Here is a 21,699-nt window from a genome sequence, read left to right on the forward strand (position 1 = left end):
GTGGGGTCTTATCGGACGGCCTGCCACAGGCGAACCGCCTGCGCCGTCTCAGCAACATCATGCACCCGCAGGAATTGCACGCCTTGGGCCAGGGCCGCAAGCCCTACTGCAATGGAGCCCGGCGCGCGGGCGGCGGCATCCGGCTCATGGCCCAGTTTGCCGATGAACCCCTTGCGCGAGACCCCAAGCAGGATCGGGCAGCCAAGGCCATGAAACAGGCTGAGATTGCGCAGCAGGGTCAGGTTATGCTCCAGCGTCTTGCCAAAGCCGATGCCGGGATCGATCACGATCTGCTCACGTACCACGCCGATATCCTCCAGCCGGTCAATCTGCGCCTTGAGGAAATCATAAACATCGAGCAATACGTTATCATAAACCGGACTGTCCTGCATGGTCGCGGGATCGCCCTGCGCATGCATGATGCAGGCAGGGACGCCGGCCTGCGCCGTCAGTGGTGCCAGCGCCGGATCAAAGGTAAAACCGGACACATCATTGGTGAGGCTTGCACCAGCGTCCAGCGCCTCAGCAAGAACAACCGCCTTTCGGGTATCGATGGAGATCGGCACCTGTGATCTGGCCCGGATCGCGGCAATCACCGGGGCGGTACGGCGGATTTCCTCCTCTTCCGGCACCAGCTCAGCGCCGGGGCGGGTGGATTCGCCGCCGACATCAATGATGCTGGCGCCATCCGCCACCATCTGCAACGCCACCTCACAGGCGGCGCTGGCGTCATCATGCTGACCACCATCGGAAAAACTATCGGGCGTCACATTCAGGATACCCATGATCTGCGGATGGGTCATATCCAACCCGGCGATTGTCGCACGGCGCGCCGTCAGCCGGTGCCGCACATCCTCGGGCAGCAACCCCGCAGGCATCAGCCGTGGCGGCGCACCGCGATCCAAAACTTCGACTTGGGTAAACCAGAGCCCGCCACTGATCAGCGACAAAGCCCCCTCGGGGCGATTTTCCCCGTGCTGAACCAGCGGTCGGTAATAACTCACAGTTGGGTCTGCTCCACATCCACAGCGCGCAGCGGCACCCCGGGATTGTCAGGCAGTGCAGCGCCAATAACGATCATCTCACCCGCCTCAAATGTGCCGGCGAACCAGGCAGCCAGCGCCACCGCTTCTGAAGGCGCTGCCGAAGGGCCATCTACCGCATCCAAAACGATTTTTGACGGCGCCCAAACGCAAATCTGCCCGTTTTTCATGGCCCAGTCCAGCTCTGTCCGCGTGGAAACCACGACACAGCGGTCATCCTTTGCGGCCAGCCGCCAGGCGTTCTGTTCAATGGCCAGAAGATCAATCCGCCGCTGGGTCCATTTATGACCCGTTTGCGGTGCTGCCAGTTCATGCGCGCCGACGCATAGGATGAGCGGACGCTGACGGCACTCCATCTGGTCAATCCAGCCGGTCAGTCCGTCACTGTCGATGGCGCTGTTGGACAGATACATTAACCGTGGGTGCGGGCGCTCTTCGCTATCGACCTCACTGGCCACCTGATCGCGCGCGCGCACAATTTCGACGCCCAGCGCACCGGGGCCACGGTCCAGCTTCTCGATCCGCACAAAGGCGCGCACCGCCTGCGGTTCAAGCAGGATCCGCTCCGCAACCCGCTCCGCAAGAGTTTCCAGCAGGTTCAGCCGCTCTTCGGACAGCTCATGCGCAATCGCCTCGGTCACACGATCATAGGACAGGATCCGGTCGACATCATCATCCAGATCCGCAGGCAGTGGGGCAATTTCCACAACCACGTTGAAGCAGATCCGCTGAGTCGTACCCCGTTCAGCTTGAAAGGCACCAATCTCAACCTCGACCGTGTGATCGCGAAGCGAAATCCGGTCGAGCGGCCCACGGGCCGCAGTAGCCTCCGAGCGTTCCGAAGGATGCGCAAATGCGAGACGAATTTCTGACGACATGACGGTCGGGCCCCTGAACTGGCTATCTGGCGGTGAGGTTCCAGCATAAACATGCGGCGCCCGCATAACAGGCCTTCATGCGCCATACCAGTGGCCGAAAACGGCGCAGCCAGAGTTTCCACCCTGCTGCGCCGAGCCAAAAACACGCCTTAGTTGTTGAGCGCAGTCCGGAATCGGTCATCACGATAGAACAGATGCACCCCGATCCGCGCGGTCTTGGTGAATGTCTTGCTCCAGCGCGGACGCACCGCCGTCGTATGATAGTAGGTCGCGCCATCGGTAATCCCGGTGGTCGCCCCATCCATCACCAGACGCGCCACTTTGGAAACCCGCTCGAACGCGGTCTTCTCCCGGATCACTTCCTTGTGGCCATCGCAGGTGTAGGTAAACTGGCACTGGTATTTACGACCGGTTCCCTGGTTGATCACGCCGCACAGGCTATTGGGAAACTGCGAGGATTTCACGCGGTTCATGATCACCTCAGCCACAGCAAACTGGCCCTTCACCGTCTCACCGCGCGCCTCGAAATAAAGCGCCTCAGCCAGACAGGCGAAATTGTCGCCCCCTTTGGCAGCCGGAACACTGTCCAGCCAGTCCTTGGTGAACTTCACTTCGGTCGGCTTGGTCTTTTTTGTCGGGCGGGTAATGTTGAAGAAATTATTCAAACGCCCGTTTGGTACGGCGTTCAGGGTGGATTGCTCACGTTTGAACAGCGCGTCCAAACCGGAATCCGCATATACATCTTTGGCTGCTGCCAAGGCGGCAGCAAACACGGCAGCTACAGTCAGAATCTTCATCAGGGTATCCCCACTAGAAAGGTCGCGCACGGCCATCCCAACGTCACGCGATCGCACCTCCTAGTGGAAATCCTTGCAAACGTCCAGCGACGGGACAGCGCACCCCGCTGACCGCTGGCTAGGCGTCAATCCGCCCGCATATTCTCCGACTGAGAAAGCCCCTTGTTTTCCTTAGGATTTTAAGAATTCACGCGGGGATTTACCGGTTTGGCTGGAAATCGCCAATTGCGCCGCAGCAAGCCGTGCGACGGGCACCCGGAACGGGGAACAGGAGACGTAATCGAACCCTGCTTCGCGACAAAAGGCAATCGATTCGGGGTTGCCGCCATGCTCCCCACAGATCGACAGCGTGATGTCCAGGTTTTCCGCCCGCCCCCGCTGCACCCCGAGCTTCAGCAGCTCACCGACACCATCGGTGTCCAGCACGTGAAACGGGTCTTCGGGAAAAACACCCTGATTGACATAGGCCGACATGAACCGCCCAGCATCATCGCGCGACATGCCATAGGTCATTTGGGTCAAGTCATTGGTCCCGAAGCTGAGGAAGGCCGTGTGCGGCGATATCTCTCCGGCCCGTAGTGCCGCACGCGGGGTTTCCACCATGACGCCCAGCCGATAGGTGAAATCCTCGCCGCGTTCGGCCTTCACCGCCAGCGCCACCGCATCAATGCGCGCCTTCACCAGCTCCACCTCTCGCTTCGCCGACACCAGCGGGATCATGATCTCCGGCACCACCGGCTCACCTTCCTTGGACGCATCAAGCGTCGCCTCAAAGATGGCGCGCGCCTGCATGTCGTAGATCTCGGGCACGGTCACCCCCAGCCGCACGCCCCGCAGGCCGAGCATGGGGTTGTATTCCTCCATCTCCTCGACTCGCCGGGTCACATCGCTCACCGGGATGCCCAGCGCCTCAGACAGTTCACGCTGCCCCGATTTTGAGGTCGGCAGGAACTCATGCAAGGGCGGATCAAACAGCCGGATACAGACCGGCAACCCTTCCATGATGCGAAACAGCGCAAAGAAATCCTCCCGCTGCATCGGCAACAGCCGCGCCAGCACCGCCGCCCGCCCCTCCGAGGTTTCAGCAAAGATCATCTCCCGCATCACCGTCAACCGACCGGGATCAAAGAACATATGCTCAGTGCGGCACAACCCGATCCCTTGCGCGTTGAACTTACGCGCAGTCTCGGCATCTTCCGGCGTATCCGCATTGGCGCGGATGCCAATGTCGCGCACCTCATCTGCCCAGGTCAGCAATGTCTGGAACGCCCCATCTTCCGCGGCCTCCAGCATCTCTGGCTGTCCGGCCAGGACTGCGCCACTGCTGCCATCAATCGTGATTGTGTCGCCACGCGTGAACACGCGCCCATCGGTCGCGATTAACTGTTTGCGTTTGCTGTGAAATTTCAGGTTTGAGGCCCCAACGATACAGGGCAAGCCCAAGCCACGCCCAATCACCGCCGCATGGCTGGTGATCCCGCCGCGCTCGGTCAGCACACCCACAGCAGCATGCATACCGCGCACATCCTCGGGCGAGGTTTCGCGCCGCACCAGAATGCACGGCTCGCCGCGCGCCGCACTGGCCTGCGCCTCCGCCGCCGTAAACACCAGCCGCCCGGTGGCCGCACCGGGGCTGGCCGCAATCCCCTCACCAATGACATCGCGGGTGGCATCCGGCGCTACCTGACGATGCAACAGCTCGGTCAGGACATGCGCATCCACCCGCATAATGGCTTCCTCGCGCGGGATGATCCCATCTTCGGCCAATGCCACCGCGATCCGCACCGCCGCCTGCGCCGAACGCATCACCCGCACCCCGTCAAGGATATGCACCGCGCCACTGACGATCACGAACTCCAGCTGCATCTCCTCGCGCAGACGCTGACGCATCAACCGCGCATGGGCTTTCAGATCAGCAAAGGCTTCCGGCGCAGACTCCTCCAGCGAGGGCCCGCGCGGATCCCGCTCCAGAAACAGCGCCTCCGCCCCGGCCCCCAGTGCATCCCGCCCCTGGCTCTGGCTCAGATAGCGCCCGGTGATCTGCGGCTGGCCGGTCTTGGTATTGACCAGCTGCAATACGCCCGAGCCGCATTCGCCCTGACCAAACCCCGGCACCATTTCCTGCACCACCAGCCCCAGCCCCGCATCAGCAGGCGCGCCCTTGGCCTGTCGCAACAACCGCGCCGAGGTGCCTTCCCAGGCCCGCGCCATGGAGCGCAGCACCGCTGCCAGCTGCTCCGCCGGATCCTGCGGAAACGGCTCATCGGTCTCCGCCTCATAGGCATGCAGCACCTCGCTCAACGCATCCGGCCCGCCATCTTCGACATCGTCGAACACATCCGGGTCCAGCCGCGCCACATGCACCGCATAGGACTGCACAAACCGCAGATAGAGCGCCGCCGCGCCGTCACGCCCCAGACTGTCACAGAGATCGACATAGCGCGCGTCATTCATGCCAATGTTCAGGATCGCGCCAGGACCGCCCCAATCGGGATCCTGCGATGACGGTCGCACGCAGAGCAGCGCATCCCCCGGAAACGCCTCAACAATCGCCGCCATATCGGGCATCTCGCCCTGGGCAATGCCATGTACCGCCTGAAACGACAGCGCCACGGTCCGCGGCACCGGAAGATCCAACCTCACCAGCCGTTGCAGGCACTTCGCCCGCCCACCATGGGTGGAATTGGCAATTGGCGCCACCGGGGTGATCAACACTGAATCCGGCGTCTCATCGCGGGTGGGGCCTCCCATATCCTGATCATCTTTCTGCACTGCGGCGCCTTTCCTTTGCTATGCAGCATAGACCCCTGCCCCGTTCCCGCAAGGAAAAGCAGGAGGGCCAAAAGGAGAAAACCGGGACGACCCTGCGATCGCCCCGGTTTCCAGATGTATTCCTGTCACACGCTGCGTGGTTACGTCGTGCCCTGTAGAAGAAATCAGCCCTCGATCCGGGTCAGATCGGCAACCTGCCCGCAAACTTTGCGGATCTGGCTCAACAGGTTCAGACGATTGCGGCGCACCACCTCATTGTCGGAATTCACCTGCACCGCCTCAAAGAACGCATCCACCGGTGCGCGCAGAGCCGCCATGCTGCCCATGGCAGCCGCGAAATCTTCGGCTTCGATGGCCGAAGAGATCGCCCCCTCGCTGGCCGCCAGCGCGTCGAACAGCGCAACTTCGCTGTCATCCTCGGCGAATTTCTTGTCCGCGCCATAGGAATATTCGACGCCGTCCTTCTCCTCGGCCTGCGCCAGAATATTGTTGGCCCGCTTGAAGCCCTGCAACAGATTGGGGCCATCTTCGGATTTCATGAAATCCTCCAGCGCCCGCGCCCGTTTCACCAGCAGCGTCAGATCGTCATTGCCGTCCATGGCGATACAGGCGTCGATCACGTCATGACGGATGCCCTGATCGCGCAGGAAGACCTTGAGACGGTCGTGGAAGAAGAATAGCAAGTTCTGTTCTACAAGGATCGCGTCCCAATGCTCGGTCTTTTTCGAATCCGCGGGGAGGCTATTTTCCATTCCAGAGAAATGCAGTCCAATAGTCTCCCGCAGCCCCATCCGCACATCATTCCCCAGCACCAGCCGGATCACCCCCAGCGCGGCGCGGCGCAGGGCGAAGGGGTCTTTTGACCCGGTGGGCTTTTCATCAATCGCCCAGAAGCCAGTGAGCGTGTCCAGCTTATCGGCCAGCGCCACAGCAACGGACACCGGTTCTGACGGTACATCATCCGACGGACCAAGCGGTGAATAGTGCTGTTCACAGGCGTTGGCGACGTCCTGCGGCAGGCCAGCCGCCTCCGCGTAGTAGCGCCCCATCAGGCCCTGCAACTCGGGGAATTCATAGACCATTTCAGACGACAGATCGGCCTTCGCCACCCGTGCCGCCTGCTCTGCCAGATCAGCATCCGCGCCGACGACAGGCGCGATTTCGCGCGCCAGAGCGGCGATGCGGTCAATCCGCGCCGCTTGTGTGCCCAGCTTGTTGTGGAAGGTGACATTGCCCAGCTTCGCCACCCAAGGCTCAAACCCCTGCTCGGTCACCGTGCGCAGATCGTTTTCCCAAAAGAATTTCGCATCCGCCAGACGCGCCGACAGCACCTTTTGATTGCCCGCCAGAATGGTCGCGCCATTGTCCGCTGTCTCACGGTTGGCAACGGTGATGAATTTCTCAATCCGCCCGGTCTTCGGGTTGCGCACGGAGAAAAACTTCTGGTGCTCTTTCATCGAGGTCTGCAAGACCTCCGGCGGCAGCGCCAGAAACTCATCATCGATGGCGCCCATCAGGACAACGGGCCATTCCACCAGACCGGCAACCTCGGCCAGCAGCCCCTTGTCCTCGACCACCTCCAGACCGCTGGCAAAGGCCTGATTGGTGGCCTCATGCCAAATCGCCGCTTCCCGCTCAGCCGGATCCAGCACCACATGGGCGCGCTTCAGCTTGGCCGCATAATCATCAAACCCGGTGACGGTGATCTGATCGGGCGCCATGAAACGGTGACCATAGGTGGTATTGCCCGCCTGAATACCGTCGATATCCAGCGGCACCACCTCAGCGCCGTCTTCCTTCGACAGGATGCAGAGGATCGACTGCAATGGGCGCACCCAGCGCAAGCTGCCGGTGCCCCAGCGCATGGATTTTGACCAGGGGAAATTGCGGATGGTATCTTCCAGCACCTCGGCAATGATCTCTGCCGCCGGGCGGCCCGGCTTTTCGATGGTGGCGAAATAGACCGCGCCCTTCGGCGTCTCGCGCTCTTCCAGCTGATCACGGGTCAGGCCCGCCCCACGCAGGAAGCCTTCGATCGCCTTGTCCGGCGCGCCCACTTTCGGCCCTTTGCGCTCCTCGCGCACGGTTGGGGAATGCTCCAGCAGCCCTTCCATGGCCAGCGTCAGACGGCGCGGCGTCGACAGCGCATGTGCGCCTGCATAGGTCAGACCTGCCTCAACCAGACCATCGGTCATACGCTTTTTCAGATCCTCAGCCGCACGCGCTTGCATACGGGCCGGGATTTCTTCGGAAAAGAGTTCAATCAGCAGATCGGGCATCGGGTGTCCTCAGAAATTCACAATCGCCTGGATGACGATGGCATTGGCGATATCAACAAAGAAGGCGGATACAAGGGGGAGCACAACAAAAGCAATAGGCGACGGCCCATAGCGCTTGGTCACGGCGGTCATATTTGCAATGGCCGTCGGAGTTGCACCCAGCGCAAAACCGCCAAAGCCGGCGGCAAGCACAGCGGCGCGATAGCCCCGCCCCAAGAGCGGAACCAGCACAAACAGTACAAAAGCCACGGTAAAAGCCGTCTGCGCCAGCATGATCACTGCAATCGCCAGCCCAAGACCGGTGATGGTCCAGAGTTGCAGGCTCATCAGTGACATCGCGAGGAAGGCTCCCAGCGAAAATTCCGACACCAGCGCCAGCGCCGGTGTCCGCGCCACGGCCGGGGCCTTGGGCAGAAGTGCCATGCGCAGATTGGCCAGCAGGATACCGGCAATCAGGCAGGGGACGAACAGCGGCAGCTTCACCCCCGCAGGATCCAGCCCCAAGGAGGTGACATAGCCGATAATAATCGCGAGGTTGAGATGCAGCATGACCCGCATCAGCCCCAGATGATCAATCGTGGAGGCATCTTCGTCATTCTGCGCCAGACCAACCGTCGGCTGCTCATCCGGGCGCGCCGGGGTCAACCCATGACGATTGATCAGGAACCGCGCAATGGGTCCACCAACCAGCGCCGCCAACACCAAGCCCAGCGTGGCCACGGCAACCCCCAGCTCTGCGGCGCCGGCCATCCCGGTCTGTGCAGCCACCTCGGGCGACCAGGCAATCGCGGTGCCATGCCCGCCGATCAGCGCCGCAGAGCCGAACAGCACCGACACCTGCAACGGATAGCCAAACAGCAGCGCCCCCGCCGCGCCAATCGCATTCTGGGCCAGAATGGCCAGCAAGGTCAGGATCAGCAACAGCAGCAGTGGCCGCCCGCCTGCCACCAGATCCGCGAGCCGCGCGTTCAAACCGATACCAGCAAAAAACAGAACCAGCAGATAGTCCCGCGCCGCCATCTCAAAGGTGATCGCCCATCCGCTCACGCTGTAGACGATCATGATCACCACAGCCGCAAGCAACCCACCACTGACCGGCTCCGGGATATTGAACCGCTGCAACAGCTCTACCCGCGAATTGAGCCGCGCGCCCAGCAAATAGACCGCAAACCCCAGCGTCAGGGAGATGAAGTCGGGTATATTGATCTGCGCATCCATCTCAACTGCAACCGGGCCTTTCGTTGCGCCTCATCGGGTGGGCATCAGCAGCAGGCATACTGACACGTTCAATATTCTCCAGTCGTCGCCGCCAAAGCATCGCCTGTGGCAGACTTCGATGGCCTCAATCAGCCGCACGGCTCGGCGGTGGCGGGCATTCTTCGCCAACCACGGTGCCGTCATAGGCTTTCTTGCCGCAGTTGTTCAGCTCATGCCAGACAAAGCCGCGCCCATCGTCGGTCACTGCCACAATCCGGTCTACGCCATAAGAAATGTTTTTGACTGACAGGAAGCTTTCGGCGCGCCCCTCTGCCAAAGCTGCACCGATGGCTTCGGCATCGAAACAGTCAAACCAACCCGGCGCATTGCGCGGCTCCTTTTGATCCGACAGCACAAACAGCTGCGCCAACTCCTCCGGCTTCAGATCGGTGGCAAAACAGGCGCGGTAGCGAATGGGAGAGCTTTCGGCGTCAATCGCTTCAAACCCGCTGTAGCGGATCGGCAATGGCTCTCCATCGCCAAGCGGCATCAACATCACATCGCGACCCGGCTGCAGCTCGACGTCCTCGTAGAACCCGTAGACCTGAAGGTAATACATCGCCGCCCCAGCCACGAGACCAGAGAGGATCAGGATCAGCGAAAGGAACTTGCCCATATCCGTGGACTCCTCGTGAAAGCGCGGCGCGGCTTACGCCGCGTGGCCGCCGGCTTCGGTCTGCACAAAGGCGTCGGCGCATTGCTTGGCCAGCGCCCGGACGCGCCCGATATAGGCCTGACGCTCGGTCACCGAAATCACGCCGCGCGCATCCAGCAGGTTGAAGACATGGCTGGCCTTGATGCATTGGTCATAGGCGGGGTGCGCCATGATGATGCGTTTTCCGGTCTTGGGGTCGATATGCTCCTGCGCGAGGATTGCCGCGCATTCGGCTTCGGCCTCCTCAAAATGGCGCAGCAGGACTTCGGTGTTGGCCACGTCAAAGTTCCAGCGCGCGTATTCTTCCTCGGTCTGCTTGAACACATCGCCATAGCTCAACGGGATGATCGCATCCGGGTCGTTGAACGGCATATCCATCACATGATCAACGCCGAGGATATACATCGCCAGACGTTCCAGACCATAGGTCAACTCACCCGACACGGGATGGCAGTCATGGCCGCCGACCTGTTGGAAATAGGTAAACTGGCTGACTTCCATTCCATCGCACCAGACTTCCCAGCCCAGCCCCCAGGCGCCCAATGTCGGGCTTTCCCAGTCGTCTTCGACAAAACGGATGTCGTGCATATCCATATCGACACCGATCGCTTCCAGCGAGCCGAGATACAGCTCCTGCAAGTTCGGCGGCGAGGGTTTGATCAGCACCTGATACTGATAGTAATGCTGCAACCGGTTGGGGTTTTCACCATAGCGCCCATCCGTCGGACGGCGCGAGGGCTGCACATAGGCCGCGGCCCAGGCCTTGGTGCCAAGCGCGCGCAGCGTGGTCGCCGGGTGAAAGGTCCCGGCACCCACCTCCATATCGTAGGGCTGTAGAATGGCACAGCCTTTCGAGGCCCAGTAATTCTGAAGCCGCAGAATAATCTCTTGGAACGAGCGCGGGGCGCCTTTGGTGTCGGTCATGTTTCTTCCCTATGGGGGCAGCAAATCCGGGGTTCTTCCTATGCAAGCCCCGGCCTAGGGTCAACGGCGCATCGCGGCACAGGTCCGTCCAACCGCCCCGAAGCGCCCCCACCGGCCCACTTATCCCCGTTAGCAGCCAGTCAGACCATCGGCTAACGCTCGTCAGGCCAGCATCAAAGCCCGGATTTGGCATTTACGACGTGGTTTTCCCCCTTCGATGAGGAGTTCCCTTCGCGCCGCGAAAGTGGTTATGTGCGCGGCAATGACAGATCACCCCGATAGAGGCCTATTGATGAAGACTTTGATTGCTACGCTGGCGCTGTCCCTGATGGCGCTGGCATCCGCCTTCTCAGGTGCTGCCACCGCCCAACAATCCGCTCAGGACACCGTTTGGATCCAGGTCGCTGCCCGCGCCTCCCTGCGCGAAGCCCAGGCCGAGGCGCAGGAATTCGCCGCGCGACTGCCCGATGTTTCCGGCTTTGCCCTCGGCGGTGGCTGGTACGGCATCGTGCTTGGCCCCTATGCCCGCAGCGATGCCGATCGCGTGTTGCAGGTCTACCGCGCCGAGCGCCAGATCCCCCGCGACAGCTTCATCGCCTTTGGCCGCAACCTCGGCAATCAGTTCTACCCGACAGCGGCCAGCGCAAACACCGAAACGCAGCCCACCGTCGAGAGCCCGGTTCTGGAGCCCATCGACCCCGCAGTAGTGACGGAGGCGCCGGCAGACCCGGCAGCCTCCGCCCAAACGCTGCTGCCCGATGAGACCCCGGCAGAGGCCCGCCGCAGCGAATCCCGCCTCACCCGCGAAGAGCGCAAGGATCTGCAAATCGCGCTCAAGGCGGCTGGTTTTTACACCTCCACCATTGACGGCGCCTTTGGTCGCGGCACCCGTGGCTCGATGTCCGACTGGCAGTCGGCGCGCGGCTATGCGCCCACGGGCGTTCTGACCACCGCCCAGCGTCAGGCCCTTCTGGATGAATACAATGCCCCGCTGATCTCGGTTGGCATGGCACCGCTTACCGATGACAAAGCCGGTATTGCGCTGCAAATTCCCGCTGGTGAGGTCACCTTTGATCGCTATGAATCGCCCTTCGCTCTGTTTAAGAGCAGCGGTGATCTTGGCGCCCAGGTCCTCCTGATCAGCCAGCCCGGTGACAAGCGCACGCTCTACGGTCTTTATGACATCATGCAGACGCTGAAGATCGTGCCGCTCGAAGGCCCGCGTCAGCGCAGCGGCAACAGCTTCACCCTCGAAGGGCGTGGCAATGGCATCGTCTCCTACACCGAGGCCCGGCTCGCCAACGGGGAGATCAAGGGCTTCACGCTGGTCTGGCCCATGGGTGACGATGATCGCCGCGCCCGCGTTCTGGCCGAGATGCAAAGCAGCTTTGAACGTATCGACGGTGTGCTTGACCCGGCAGCCGGGGCCGATGCGCCGCAGAATGTCGATCTGGTCTCGGGTCTGGACGTGCGCAAACCGCGCCTGTCGCGCTCCGGCTTCTATGTCGATGCCAAGGGCAGCGTTGTGACCACCTCTGATGTGGTTGCTGGCTGCGCCCGAGTGACTCTGGATCACGAGTATCAGGCCGAGGTTGCCTTCAACGACAGCGCCGCGGGGATTGCCGTGTTGCGCCCGGTTGACCCGCTCGCGCCGATGGCTGTTGCCAATCTCGCCAGCGCCTCTGCGCGCCTCCAGTCCGATATCGCCGTGTCCGGTTTCTCCTATGAGGGCGTTCTGGGCGCTCCGAGCCTCAGCTGGGGCAGCCTGCAGGATGTGAAAGACCTCAGCGGCAACGCCGGTGTCTCGCGTCTGCAACTGACCAGCCAACCCGGTGATGCGGGTGGTCCGGTGCTGACCACTGATGGCGCGGTCCAAGGCATGTTGCTGAGCCAGTCCAACGGCACCACCCAGCTGCCTGAAGGCGTCAGCTTCGCGGCCAATGCCGATAGCCTGCGCAGCGCGCTGAGCAGCGCCGGGGTGACCGCCAAGGACGCCAGCGCCGGTGCAACGGCCCTGCCCGTCGGGGCCCTCACTCGTCAAGCCAGCGGCATGACCGTATTGGTCAGCTGCTGGGAGTGATCCCCCGCTGCCACAGCAGTCCAACAATCAAAAAAGGCCGGAGCGCATCTGCTCCGGCCTTTTTCATATCTCCAGACATGCCTGCACAACGACACATGCGGCAATGGTCAATAGGCGTGGATACGCCCGTCCCAGGTGTGAAAACACCCAGTGGTTTCCGTGCTCAGCACATCAAATTCATGCATCAGGCCTGCAACGGATTCCTGCACCGAGATATCGCCCTCATCGCCGCCCATATCGGTGCGCACCCAACCGGGGTGGTAAATCCCGACGGCAATCCCCTCCGGCAGCAGATCGGTGGCCAGATTGCGCCCGATGTTCAGCGCTGCCGCCTTTGAGGCGCGATAGGCGTAGCTGCCGCCCGGCGCGCGGGCGTGGCTCGCCATCTGCGAGGAAATGATGGCGATCTTCGGATCAGCTGCCAGCCGCAGGTTCGGCAGCAACGCCTGCACCGTCAGGAAGACACCGGTGACATTTGCCGCCAGCGTCTTGCCCCAGACCTCAGCCGAGTAATCCTCAAGCGCCATCGACTTGTCCAGATAGACCCCGGCATTGCAAACCAGCAGATCGACCGGACGCCCCTTCAGCTGAGCTGCAAATCGCGCCTGCTGGCCGGGATCGGTCACATCCAGTCGCACACCCGAGGAATGATCTCGCGACGTCCCCGTGACCTCGTGACCCTCTTCCCGCAGCTTGGCGACCAATTCGCGGCCAATACCCCGGCTGGTTCCTGTCACGACGACATGCATAAACGCTCTTCCTTCAATTGGTTTTTCTATTGGGCAGGAAGGGCAGCGGCAGCACCGGCACGCCCTCCTCAATCAACGCCTTGGCCTCTTCCGGCTTAGCCTCCCCGTGGATCGCCCGTTCCGGCGCATCCCCAAGATGCATGGCGCGCGCCTCACTGGCAAAATCCTTGCCAACATAATCTGAATTTTTCTCAACCCGGCGGCGCAGCTCGGCCACAGCCGCCTCGATCTCTCCCGACGGGGTACTCAGCGCGCCCGCGCCCGGCGCTACCGTAGCCGGTGTGGACGGTGCATCTACCGTGGCTGGCGCAGATGCGGGAGGCTTCGTCGCCTCCGCCGATCTGCCCTGATCCCGTTCGGCCTCCCCGACCGGGGACACGGCCTTGCGACCGGGGCGCACCCGCGGCGCCATGATCGCCTTCTCCACCTGACAGGAGCCGCATTGCGCGCAGGACACCATCCCCGCCGCTGCCAGCTTGTCAAAAGCGGCAGCCGACTGAAACCAGCTGTCAAAACGATGCCCTTCGGCGCATTTCAGAGCGTATTGTATCATCACCATCACTCTTATCAGGAGGGGATGATTAAATCTTCAATCCCCTGAAGTGCAAGGGCAGAAGCGCCCGCGCCACAGTTCACGTCGCATCGGTGCCGCAGGTTCGGGCCGCGATGGGCGCCTTAACGCGGGGCCAGCAACCGGTCCTGCAACCGTGCAACCAGAACCTCATGTGGTTGATCCGCCGCCACCGCAAGGCGGCGCAGGCCAAAATGCACCCGCGCCATTTCCTGATAGTAGCCTGCATAGACAAAATTGGTCGTGGCCCCAGCAACAGCCCCCAACACCGGCACGGTCTGTGCCGCCAGTTTCTGACCCAGAACCACACTGAGCCGGGGCGCCACTTGGGCAATCAGCTTTTGCACCGCGCCGCCGGTCAGCCCCAGCCGCAACGACAGAAATCCAAGATCTGCACCATCATCCGCCGCCAGCGGTCCCGCTGCGGCAAACACCCGGATACAGTCAAAGCGCACACCATCTGCCTCCGGATCAAAACCTTCTTCGGCGGCCACGCCCTGAATGCTGCGCAACAGGAAGGCCGTTGTCGCTGGAAGTTCGACCAATGCCCCCGGCAAACCGCCCATGCCACCCGCAGCACCCATCGCAGCGCTCACCGCGCGATTGACACCGGAGGGCTGGTCAGGAACCACCCGCCGCGATCCGCTGGCCCCCTGCATCGCCAATTGCAACGCTTGCTCAGTCGCGCCGTCCAATCGGCTCCGCACCGGGGCGGGCAGCTTGTCCAGAAGCCCGTCAACCGAGCCGCCCAGAAGGTTCAGGATCTGAATCCCAAGCCCACCGGCCGCGCGATAGCGCTCAGCCAACGCCGACAGCTCCGCCTCCACAGCGGCAGCGTCCAGCGGTTTGGTCAGGTCCGTATTTAGGGCCGTATCAGGGGTCAGGATCTCACTCATGGGCACCTCTTGTTGCTGAAAATGTTTGTATTCCCGCCCCGTATTTCAAGATCCGCCGTGGTCAGGCTGACCATTGACGGCCTCAGCCCGGCGTCTGCTACCCGCTCCAGCGCAGCACCTGACCGCGAAGATCCGCCCAGCTTTCAGGCACCAGTTCCAGCCCCAGCACACGCTCTGGGTTGGTCGGCGGCGGCATGTCTACGCCGGTCAGGCGCGAGAACCCAAATCGCCGGTAATAAGGCGCATCGCCCACCAGCAGCGCCCGGCTCCAGCCGCTCTCGGCCGCCTTGGCAAGACTGTCCCGGATCAACGCACCGCCCAGCCCTTCGCCCTGATGGGTTGGATGAACTGCGACCGGCCCCAGCAGCAGCGCCGGAGCTTCGCACTCACCAATCCGCACCGGCCAGAACCGAATGGCCCCTGCCAGAATGCCATCCGCATCGCGCGCCACCTGGCTCAATCCGCTGACCGGCGGCACATCTTCGCGCAGGCGATAGGACGACAGCGCCTCGCGACCTGGGGCAAAGCACAGATCATAGAGCGCCTCGACCTCCCACCGGTCCTCGGGCTGCTCTGCCTTCAACTCAATCACGCCGCCCGTCTCCCCGCCTGTCGCCACCCCTTGCCGACACGAATGATGACTGCAGCACCTGCGGGCTTTGTCCCACAGCGCGCCGCAAACTCCCTGTGCAGGCTGGTCATCGGCCTAACACGGGCGTAAGCCTTGAGCAAACCCAAGCAGGCGGATCCGCGAGCAAAACCAGCGCGCTACCGCCGCCGCCAAGACATTGGAGACTCGCAGATGTTCTACCGCCCGAAAGATGGCCACGGCCTGCCGCACAACCCGTTCAACGCCATTGTGACCCCGCGCCCCATCGGCTGGATCTCGTCTCGCGGGGCGGATGGCAGCAACAATCTCGCGCCCTATTCCTTTTTCAACGCGGTTGCCTATGAACCACCGCAAGTGATGTTTGCCTCCACCTCCGCCAAGCCGGATCGCGACGGCACCAAGGACAGCGTCGCCAACATTGAGGAGACCGGCGTGTTCTGCGTCAATGTGGTGTCTTATGCGCTGCGCGATGCGATGAACGCCAGCTCCGCAGCGCTGCCGAAGGATATCAATGAGTTCGAACACGCGGGACTAGAGATGTCCCCTTGCGAGACTATCGACTGTGGCCGCGTCACCGCCGCCCCTGCCGCGCTGGAATGCAAACTGACGCAGATCGTGACCCTGCCCGGCGCTGCCAACAAGGTGGTCTTTGGTGAGGTGGTCGGCGTCCATCTGGATGACAGCTGTCTCAACGACGGCAGCTTTGATGTCACCCGGTTCCAGCCGCTGGCACGCCTTGGCTATCGTGACTATTCTGTGGTCCGGGACCTGTTCTCCCTCACCCGCCCCGATCAATGAGGCCCGCCCATGCCCCTTCCTGACCCAAGACGCCGCAACCCGATCACCCTGCCCGACGGCTCCGAACATGCGGGCACCGTGATGCTGGCCGAGGCGATTGATCATCCGAATTTCACCATCGGCGCCTATAGCTATGCCTCCGCCTTTGAGCCGCCATCGGACTGGGCCAGCCGGTTGGCGCCCTATCTCTTTGTCGGCTCTCGCGAACGGGTGGTGATCGGTAAATTCTGCCAGATCGCCGACAGCGTGCGCATTATCACCGCCTCCGCCAATCACGCGCAGGATGGCCTCAGCTGTTACCCCTTCCCGGTGTTCGACCAGACCCAGATGGCGGGGTTTCAGCCCGATACCCGCGATACTGTCGTGGGCAATGATGTCTGGATCGGCTATGGCGCGATGATCCTGCCCGGTGCAAAAATCGGCGATGGGGCCATCATCGGCGCTGGTGCCGTGGTTCGTGGTTCTATACCGCCCTATGCCATCGTCACGGGCAACCCCGGTACCGTCCACAGCTACCGTTTCACCAAACCGCAGATCGCCCGCATGCTTGGCCTGAAATGGTGGGACTGGCCCGCCGATCTGATCAGCCGCGCCGAACCCGCCCTGCTGGCAGGCGATCTGGATATGCTGGAGGCGCTGGCCCCGGATTGAACCGTGATCGAACCGGGGCGGATCCCAGGTCAGGCACCCAGCCGGAACACCACCAAAAAACGACAAAACCCGCGACACCAATGGGCCGCGGGTTTTGTTTTTGATAATCCAGCGCGCGCCTCAGTGGCCGCCCAGGATCCCTGTCTTGACCGAGTAATCCACCGCAATCTGGTAGTCCGGATCATCATCGCTATCGACCATCAGATGCCCCGCCTTGGTCAACAACTGATGGCAATCGCGGCTCAGGTGGCGCAGCACGACGGCCTTGCCCTCGGCTTCATATTTACCGGCCAGCACCTCAATCGCCTGCAGGGCGGATTGGTCCACAACCCGGCTGCGGGCAAAATCCACGATCACATGATCCGGGTCATTCGCCACGTCGAACAACTCGATGAACCCATCGGTGGAGCCAAAGAACAGCGGCCCTTCGATCTCGTAAACCTTGGCGCCCTTGTCGCTTTCGGACTCGCGGGTATAGGCGTGAATGCGGCGCGCATTGTTCCAGGCATAGGCCAGCGCCGAGACGATCACACCGACAACCACCGCAATCGCAAGGTCGGTCATCACTGTCACCACAGTCACCAGAACGATGACAAAGGCATCCATCAGCGGCACTTTGGTCATCACCTTGAAGCTGTTCCAAGCAAAGGTGCCAATCACCACCATGAACATCACGCCCACCAGTGCGGCCAGCGGGATCTGCTCGATCAGCGGCGAGGCCACAACGATAAAGGCCAGCAGGAACAGCGCCGCAGCAATGCCTGCAATCCGTGTCCGGCCGCCGGACTTCACGTTGATCATCGACTGGCCGATCATCGCACAGCCGCCCATGCCGCCAAAGAAGCCTGTGACCACATTGGACGCGCCCTGCGCAATGCACTCCTGGCTTGCCCCGCCGCGCTTGCCGGTGATCTCGCCCACCAGGTTCAGCGTCAGCAAGCTCTCGATCAGGCCAATCGCCGCCAGAATGACCGCATAGGGCAGGATGATCCACAGCGTCTCAAGCGTGAACGGCGCAAGGGCGGTGCCATAAAGCCCTTCGCCCGTGCCAAACGGATTGTGGAACGCAGGCAGCCCGCCCTTGATCGAGGCCATATCGCCAACGGTCGGCACGTCGATATTCAGCGCAATCACCAGAACCGCCACGATCCCAATCCCCGCCAGCGGCGCCGGGATGATGCTGGTGATCTTGGGCATGCCCCAGATAATCACCATGGTCAGCGCCACCAGCCCCAGCATCATCATCAGCTGCGGCCCTGCCAGCCAGGCCTCGGTATTGCCGGGCTGTTTGAACTGCGTCAGCTGCGCCAGGAAGATCACAATCGCCAGCCCGTTCACAAAGCCCAGCATCACCGGATGTGGCACCAGCCGGATGAACTTGCCCCAATGCATGACACCCGCGATAATCTGCAGGATCCCCATCAGCACCACGGTGGCAAAGAGGTACTCAACCCCGTGCTGCGCGACCAAAGCCACCATGACCACCGCCAAGGCGCCGGTCGCGCCGGAGATCATGCCGGGACGGCCGCCGAATACGGCGGTGATCAGCCCCACCATGAAGGCCGCATAAAGCCCCACCAGCGGATGCACACCCGCGACAAAGGCAAAGGCCACCGCCTCAGGCACCAGCGCCAGCGCCACAGTCAGGCCCGACAACAGTTCGGTACGCACGCGGGAAACGGTAAAGCCCTCATCCTGCATGATGGAAAGATTGGGCGGTGAAATCTGCTTGGCGAGCGTCGCCATAATGCCGCGTGTCATGGGGTCACCTGTGATCGGGAAAGCAATTGTTAGCGCCGCCCCTAGCGGAATTCCGCCATTGGGGCAAGGGCGCGCCCCTTTGCGCCGCTTTCCAATGAGGTTCAGACGCTGATTGGGTCAGCCCTCCTGCCCAATTGTTTCGCACGCGAAACATTGCGGCAGTGCTGCTGACATTAAACTTAAGCGTTTAGCAACACTTAGCCACTCGCCCCGCCTTGAAATGCCCGCCGATCCAGTGAACTGTTCTGACCATTGGGATTAGGCCATTGGGGTTCGGGGGGTTGTGATGCAGCGGTTTAAAAGCTGGGAAGATATTGTAAAGACCATCGAAGGTGGGCCAACAGAGGCGGAGTGGAAGCTGAAGGCAGCTGTGGAGGCAGGAAAACCCTGCTGCTGCGGCCCCGATGGTATAACACCACCAGAGCCAGAGAATTGGTCGCGCCTTCCCTCTGACCGCCATATCCGAGCCGATGTGCTGCGTTTCTTGGTGCTAGATAGGAAACAACAACATATCACGGAAGTCGGAATTCAGCTAACTGGCGCCTACGTTAGCGGAGTAGTGACGCTATTTGATTGCAAGATACCGCACAATTTTATGCTTTCAGCATGCTGTTTCGAGTTCCCGATCGTGGCAGCACGAAGCAGCTGGGGTGCAGATTTTCGACTAAATTACTGTCGCATACCATCGTTAGCGGCGTCATTATCGGAGTTCAAAGGCCAAGTTTCCTTCGACAACGCTCACATTGGCTTTGGTCAAGGTTTCGCACTGGACTTAAGCGGTTCTAAGGTCGGCAACACTGTATTTCTCAAAAATACGAGACTCTTGCAAAGCGCCATACTCAACAAAATGCAGATTTCAGGGATGTTAATATGCACAGGAACACAGTTTCTGGGAAGCTCTCCGTTTGCATTGACCTTACAAAACACAACAATCAACACCGCATTCATATTCAATGGCGGTGCAAGATCTAGTGGCCTCTTACATCTTCCATCTGCACACCTAGGTGATCTATCAGACGATGTCAGTTGTTGGCCTTCTAACGGCGGAATTATTTTGGACGGCTGCACATATGATCGCATCATTGGGCAAAATTGCGCTACTAACGCGTCTACTCGACTTCAGTGGTTGGCCAAAGGCGAGACTGCAAAACATCCCTTCTTCCCCCAACCCTACAAACAACTCGCCAAGGTTCTGCACGACATGGGGCATGAAGCGGATGCGCGGGAGGTGTTCTATGTTCTCGAAAAGAAACTCGGGAAAGAGCGGCGCAGAGCGTTGCGAAAAGAGATCGAAACGCTGCGCGACACATCCCCCTCCCTTGGCCGGCGCATTGCAAAACACATGCTGCTCGGCGCGGATCATGCCATCGACTGGCTACAACGCGTAACTGTCGGATACGGGCGCAAACCCTTTCGCAGTATCGGCGTGCTTGCAGGCTTGATCCTAACATTCTGGATGCTCACCGTCGCTGCATGGCACACGGGTGGCTTTGCACCTAATTCCAGCATTGTTCTGACCTCCTCCGACTGGGCGACCTATGACACGCGGAGCACACGGCCCGCGCCACGAAACCCGGCGGACCATTGGAGCGAGACAACCATACCCGGCCGCGACTGGGAAAGCTTCTCTGCCATCGCCTATGCCGCTGACGTCGTGGTTCCGATCGTTGACCTAGGCCAGACAGACGCCTGGGCGCCCTCCACCACGCGGGGACCTGCCGGCGTGATCCTGTGGTGGGCGCGCTGGGTCTTCACGCTCTTTGGCTGGATCGTTACCGCCCTTGGCGCGGCGGCTTTGACCGGGATCATCCGGCGCGAATAATCGCCGCCTGTCATCTTTCCCAAAATACTCTCGCCGAAGGCCTTGATGCCGCCCAATGGGCGGTATCAATCACATCCTCCCGGTGCCGCCCATTGGGCGGGATCAATCAAATCATCCCTGACGCTTGTCAAACCGGGACCGGGTCGGGCAAAACCACAACAACACCATCAGGGGACAGATCACGTGACACAGGATACAATGATTGCCGTTATCGGCGGCTCCGGCCTTTATGAAATCGACGGGCTGCAAGATGCTGAATGGGTCGCGGTGGAGACCCCCTGGGGGGCGCCTTCGGATCAGATCCTGACCGGCAGTCTTGGTGGCGTGAAAATGGCCTTTCTGCCCCGTCACGGGCGCGGCCATGTGCATTCCCCGACCGAAGTCCCCTATCGCGCCAATATCGACGCGCTGAAACGCCTTGGCGTGACGGATGTGTTCTCCATCTCCGCCTGCGGTTCGTTTCGCGAAGAGATGGCGCCGGGAGATTTTGTCATCGTCGATCAGTTCATCGACCGGACATTTGCCCGCGAAAAGAGCTTTTTCGGCACCGGCTGCGTCGCCCATGTGAGCGTGGCCCATCCCACCTGCGAGCGGCTCTCTGATGCGGCGGAAACAGCGGCCAGGGATGCGGGCATCAATGTGCATCGGGGCGGCACCTATCTCTGTATGGAAGGGCCGCAGTTCTCATCCATGGCGGAAAGCAAGATGTACCGCAGCTGGGGCTGTGACGTGATTGGCATGACCAATATGCCAGAGGCAAAACTCGCCCGCGAGGCGGAACTCTGCTACGCCTCCATCGCCATGGTGACGGATTTCGACAGCTGGCACCCTGAACATGGTGCGGTGGAGATCACCGATATTATCGCCACCCTCACCGGCAACTCCGCCAAGGGCCGCGCGCTGGTCCAGCGCCTGCCTGCGCTCTTGGGTCAGACCCGCACCGACTGCCCGCATGGCTGCGACAAAGCGCTGGAATACGCCATCATGACCGCCCCGGAAAACCGTGATCCCGCGCTGCTGGCCAAGCTGGATGCGGTCGCAGGCCGTGTTCTGGGCTAAGGAAGGCTGCCCGCTCCGGTCTTGCCCCCTCTGATTGGTTCTGAAAGGCCACAACTGCAAAAGACAGAAGACGCGGGCAAACCCCGCCCTTGTCTGC

18 protein-coding genes are annotated in these 21,699 nt (G+C 61.4%); 5 read left to right on the forward strand and 13 right to left on the reverse strand.

Annotated elements, in window-relative coordinates; genetic code table 11:
- Positions 1-8: 8 nt before the first annotated feature.
- The 8 genes from folP to GAL_RS13975 form a co-directional block, all read right to left on the reverse strand.
- The gene (gene folP / locus GAL_RS13940) at positions 9-1,004 is read right to left on the reverse strand and encodes a dihydropteroate synthase (protein WP_024098209.1); all 996 of its coding nucleotides are present in this window, start codon (positions 1,002-1,004) and stop codon (positions 9-11) included.
- Positions 1,001-1,921, reverse strand: coding sequence for a dihydroneopterin aldolase (locus GAL_RS13945; RefSeq protein WP_024098210.1), 921 nt, complete (start codon positions 1,919-1,921; stop codon positions 1,001-1,003). Before GAL_RS13945 ends, folP begins: the two co-directional genes overlap by 4 nt.
- A gap of 149 nt (positions 1,922-2,070) precedes the next feature.
- Positions 2,071-2,754, reverse strand: a complete 684-nt coding sequence (locus tag GAL_RS13950; protein WP_040104101.1) for a cell wall hydrolase — start codon at positions 2,752-2,754, stop codon at positions 2,071-2,073.
- Between the two features lie 135 nt (positions 2,755-2,889).
- Positions 2,890-5,469: a putative PEP-binding protein gene (locus GAL_RS13955; RefSeq protein WP_040104175.1), complete on the reverse strand. Its 2,580-nt coding sequence runs from the start codon at positions 5,467-5,469 to the stop codon at positions 2,890-2,892.
- A 185-nt stretch (positions 5,470-5,654) separates the two neighbouring features.
- Complete coding sequence (gene glyS / locus GAL_RS13960) at positions 5,655-7,769, reverse strand: glycine--tRNA ligase subunit beta (protein ID WP_024098213.1); 2,115 nt, start codon at positions 7,767-7,769, stop codon at positions 5,655-5,657.
- Positions 7,770-7,778: 9 nt separating this feature from the next.
- The gene (gene gltS / locus GAL_RS13965) at positions 7,779-8,987 is read right to left on the reverse strand and encodes a sodium/glutamate symporter (RefSeq protein ID WP_024098214.1); all 1,209 of its coding nucleotides are present in this window, start codon (positions 8,985-8,987) and stop codon (positions 7,779-7,781) included.
- Between the two features lie 124 nt (positions 8,988-9,111).
- On the reverse strand, positions 9,112-9,642 hold the full coding sequence (locus tag GAL_RS13970; protein ID WP_024098215.1) for a DUF6446 family protein: 531 nt from the start codon (positions 9,640-9,642) through the stop codon (positions 9,112-9,114).
- 33 nt (positions 9,643-9,675) lie between these two features.
- Positions 9,676-10,605, reverse strand: coding sequence for a glycine--tRNA ligase subunit alpha (locus GAL_RS13975; RefSeq protein ID WP_024098216.1), 930 nt, complete (start codon positions 10,603-10,605; stop codon positions 9,676-9,678).
- Between the two features lie 292 nt (positions 10,606-10,897).
- Here GAL_RS13975 and GAL_RS13980 point away from each other — a divergent pair, with 292 nt between their 5' ends.
- Positions 10,898-12,685: a serine protease gene (locus tag GAL_RS13980; protein ID WP_024098217.1), complete on the forward strand. Its 1,788-nt coding sequence runs from the start codon at positions 10,898-10,900 to the stop codon at positions 12,683-12,685.
- Positions 12,686-12,792: 107 nt separating this feature from the next.
- Here the strand turns inward: GAL_RS13980 and GAL_RS13985 are convergent, their stop codons facing one another.
- The 4 genes from GAL_RS13985 to GAL_RS14000 form a co-directional block, all read right to left on the reverse strand.
- Positions 12,793-13,434: an SDR family oxidoreductase gene (locus GAL_RS13985; RefSeq protein ID WP_024098218.1), complete on the reverse strand. Its 642-nt coding sequence runs from the start codon at positions 13,432-13,434 to the stop codon at positions 12,793-12,795.
- A gap of 13 nt (positions 13,435-13,447) precedes the next feature.
- A complete protein-coding gene (locus GAL_RS13990) occupies positions 13,448-13,987 on the reverse strand; it encodes a DUF1178 family protein (protein ID WP_024098219.1) in 540 nt (179 codons plus the stop codon).
- A 122-nt stretch (positions 13,988-14,109) separates the two neighbouring features.
- Positions 14,110-14,901, reverse strand: a complete 792-nt coding sequence (locus tag GAL_RS13995; RefSeq protein WP_024098220.1) for an EcsC family protein — start codon at positions 14,899-14,901, stop codon at positions 14,110-14,112.
- 97 nt (positions 14,902-14,998) lie between these two features.
- Complete coding sequence (locus GAL_RS14000; RefSeq protein ID WP_024098221.1) at positions 14,999-15,493, reverse strand: GNAT family N-acetyltransferase; 495 nt, start codon at positions 15,491-15,493, stop codon at positions 14,999-15,001.
- A 210-nt stretch (positions 15,494-15,703) separates the two neighbouring features.
- On the opposite strand from GAL_RS14000, the gene GAL_RS14005 reads away from it, so the two are divergent.
- Both GAL_RS14005 and GAL_RS14010 read left to right on the forward strand, forming a co-directional pair.
- On the forward strand, positions 15,704-16,309 hold the full coding sequence (locus GAL_RS14005) for a flavin reductase family protein (protein WP_024098222.1): 606 nt from the start codon (positions 15,704-15,706) through the stop codon (positions 16,307-16,309).
- 9 nt (positions 16,310-16,318) lie between these two features.
- On the forward strand, positions 16,319-16,960 hold the full coding sequence (locus tag GAL_RS14010; protein WP_024098223.1) for a CatB-related O-acetyltransferase: 642 nt from the start codon (positions 16,319-16,321) through the stop codon (positions 16,958-16,960).
- Between the two features lie 120 nt (positions 16,961-17,080).
- Here GAL_RS14010 and GAL_RS14015 read toward each other — a convergent pair whose 3' ends face one another.
- Positions 17,081-18,721: a SulP family inorganic anion transporter gene (locus GAL_RS14015; protein ID WP_024098224.1), complete on the reverse strand. Its 1,641-nt coding sequence runs from the start codon at positions 18,719-18,721 to the stop codon at positions 17,081-17,083.
- A 286-nt stretch (positions 18,722-19,007) separates the two neighbouring features.
- Between GAL_RS14015 and GAL_RS22530 the strand changes: the two genes are divergently transcribed.
- Positions 19,008-20,543 (forward strand): hypothetical protein, encoded by a 1,536-nt coding sequence (locus GAL_RS22530; RefSeq protein ID WP_145957927.1) that lies wholly within the window; start codon positions 19,008-19,010, stop codon positions 20,541-20,543.
- A gap of 183 nt (positions 20,544-20,726) precedes the next feature.
- Positions 20,727-21,602 carry an S-methyl-5'-thioadenosine phosphorylase gene (locus GAL_RS14025; protein WP_043939789.1) on the forward strand — a complete coding sequence of 292 codons (876 nt, stop codon included), beginning with the start codon at positions 20,727-20,729 and terminating at the stop codon, positions 21,600-21,602.
- The last annotated feature ends 97 nt before the right edge of the window (positions 21,603-21,699 follow it).

This window comes from Phaeobacter gallaeciensis DSM 26640 (assembly GCF_000511385.1).
Taxonomy (GTDB): domain Bacteria; phylum Pseudomonadota; class Alphaproteobacteria; order Rhodobacterales; family Rhodobacteraceae; genus Phaeobacter; species Phaeobacter gallaeciensis.

Excerpts from the sequence above, each read along its gene's own strand:
- GAL_RS13945 (WP_024098210.1), bottom strand. The coding sequence starts at position 1,921 with ATGTCGTCAGAAATTCGTCTCGCATTTGCGCATCCTTCGGAACGCTCG.
- GAL_RS13950 (WP_040104101.1), bottom strand. The coding sequence starts at position 2,754 with ATGGCCGTGCGCGACCTTTCTAGTGGGGATACCCTGATGAAGATTCTG.
- GAL_RS13955 (WP_040104175.1), bottom strand. The coding sequence starts at position 5,469 with ATGGGAGGCCCCACCCGCGATGAGACGCCGGATTCAGTGTTGATCACC.
- glyS (WP_024098213.1), bottom strand. The coding sequence starts at position 7,769 with ATGCCCGATCTGCTGATTGAACTCTTTTCCGAAGAAATCCCGGCCCGT.
- gltS (WP_024098214.1), bottom strand. The coding sequence starts at position 8,987 with ATGGATGCGCAGATCAATATACCCGACTTCATCTCCCTGACGCTGGGG.
- GAL_RS13970 (WP_024098215.1), bottom strand. The coding sequence starts at position 9,642 with ATGGGCAAGTTCCTTTCGCTGATCCTGATCCTCTCTGGTCTCGTGGCT.
- GAL_RS13975 (WP_024098216.1), bottom strand. The coding sequence starts at position 10,605 with ATGACCGACACCAAAGGCGCCCCGCGCTCGTTCCAAGAGATTATTCTG.
- GAL_RS13980 (WP_024098217.1), top strand. The coding sequence starts at position 10,898 with ATGAAGACTTTGATTGCTACGCTGGCGCTGTCCCTGATGGCGCTGGCA.
- GAL_RS13985 (WP_024098218.1), bottom strand. The coding sequence starts at position 13,434 with ATGCATGTCGTCGTGACAGGAACCAGCCGGGGTATTGGCCGCGAATTG.
- GAL_RS13990 (WP_024098219.1), bottom strand. The coding sequence starts at position 13,987 with ATGATACAATACGCTCTGAAATGCGCCGAAGGGCATCGTTTTGACAGC.
- GAL_RS13995 (WP_024098220.1), bottom strand. The coding sequence starts at position 14,901 with ATGAGTGAGATCCTGACCCCTGATACGGCCCTAAATACGGACCTGACC.
- GAL_RS14005 (WP_024098222.1), top strand. The coding sequence starts at position 15,704 with ATGTTCTACCGCCCGAAAGATGGCCACGGCCTGCCGCACAACCCGTTC.
- GAL_RS14010 (WP_024098223.1), top strand. The coding sequence starts at position 16,319 with ATGCCCCTTCCTGACCCAAGACGCCGCAACCCGATCACCCTGCCCGAC.
- GAL_RS14015 (WP_024098224.1), bottom strand. The coding sequence starts at position 18,721 with ATGACACGCGGCATTATGGCGACGCTCGCCAAGCAGATTTCACCGCCC.
- GAL_RS22530 (WP_145957927.1), top strand. The coding sequence starts at position 19,008 with ATGCAGCGGTTTAAAAGCTGGGAAGATATTGTAAAGACCATCGAAGGT.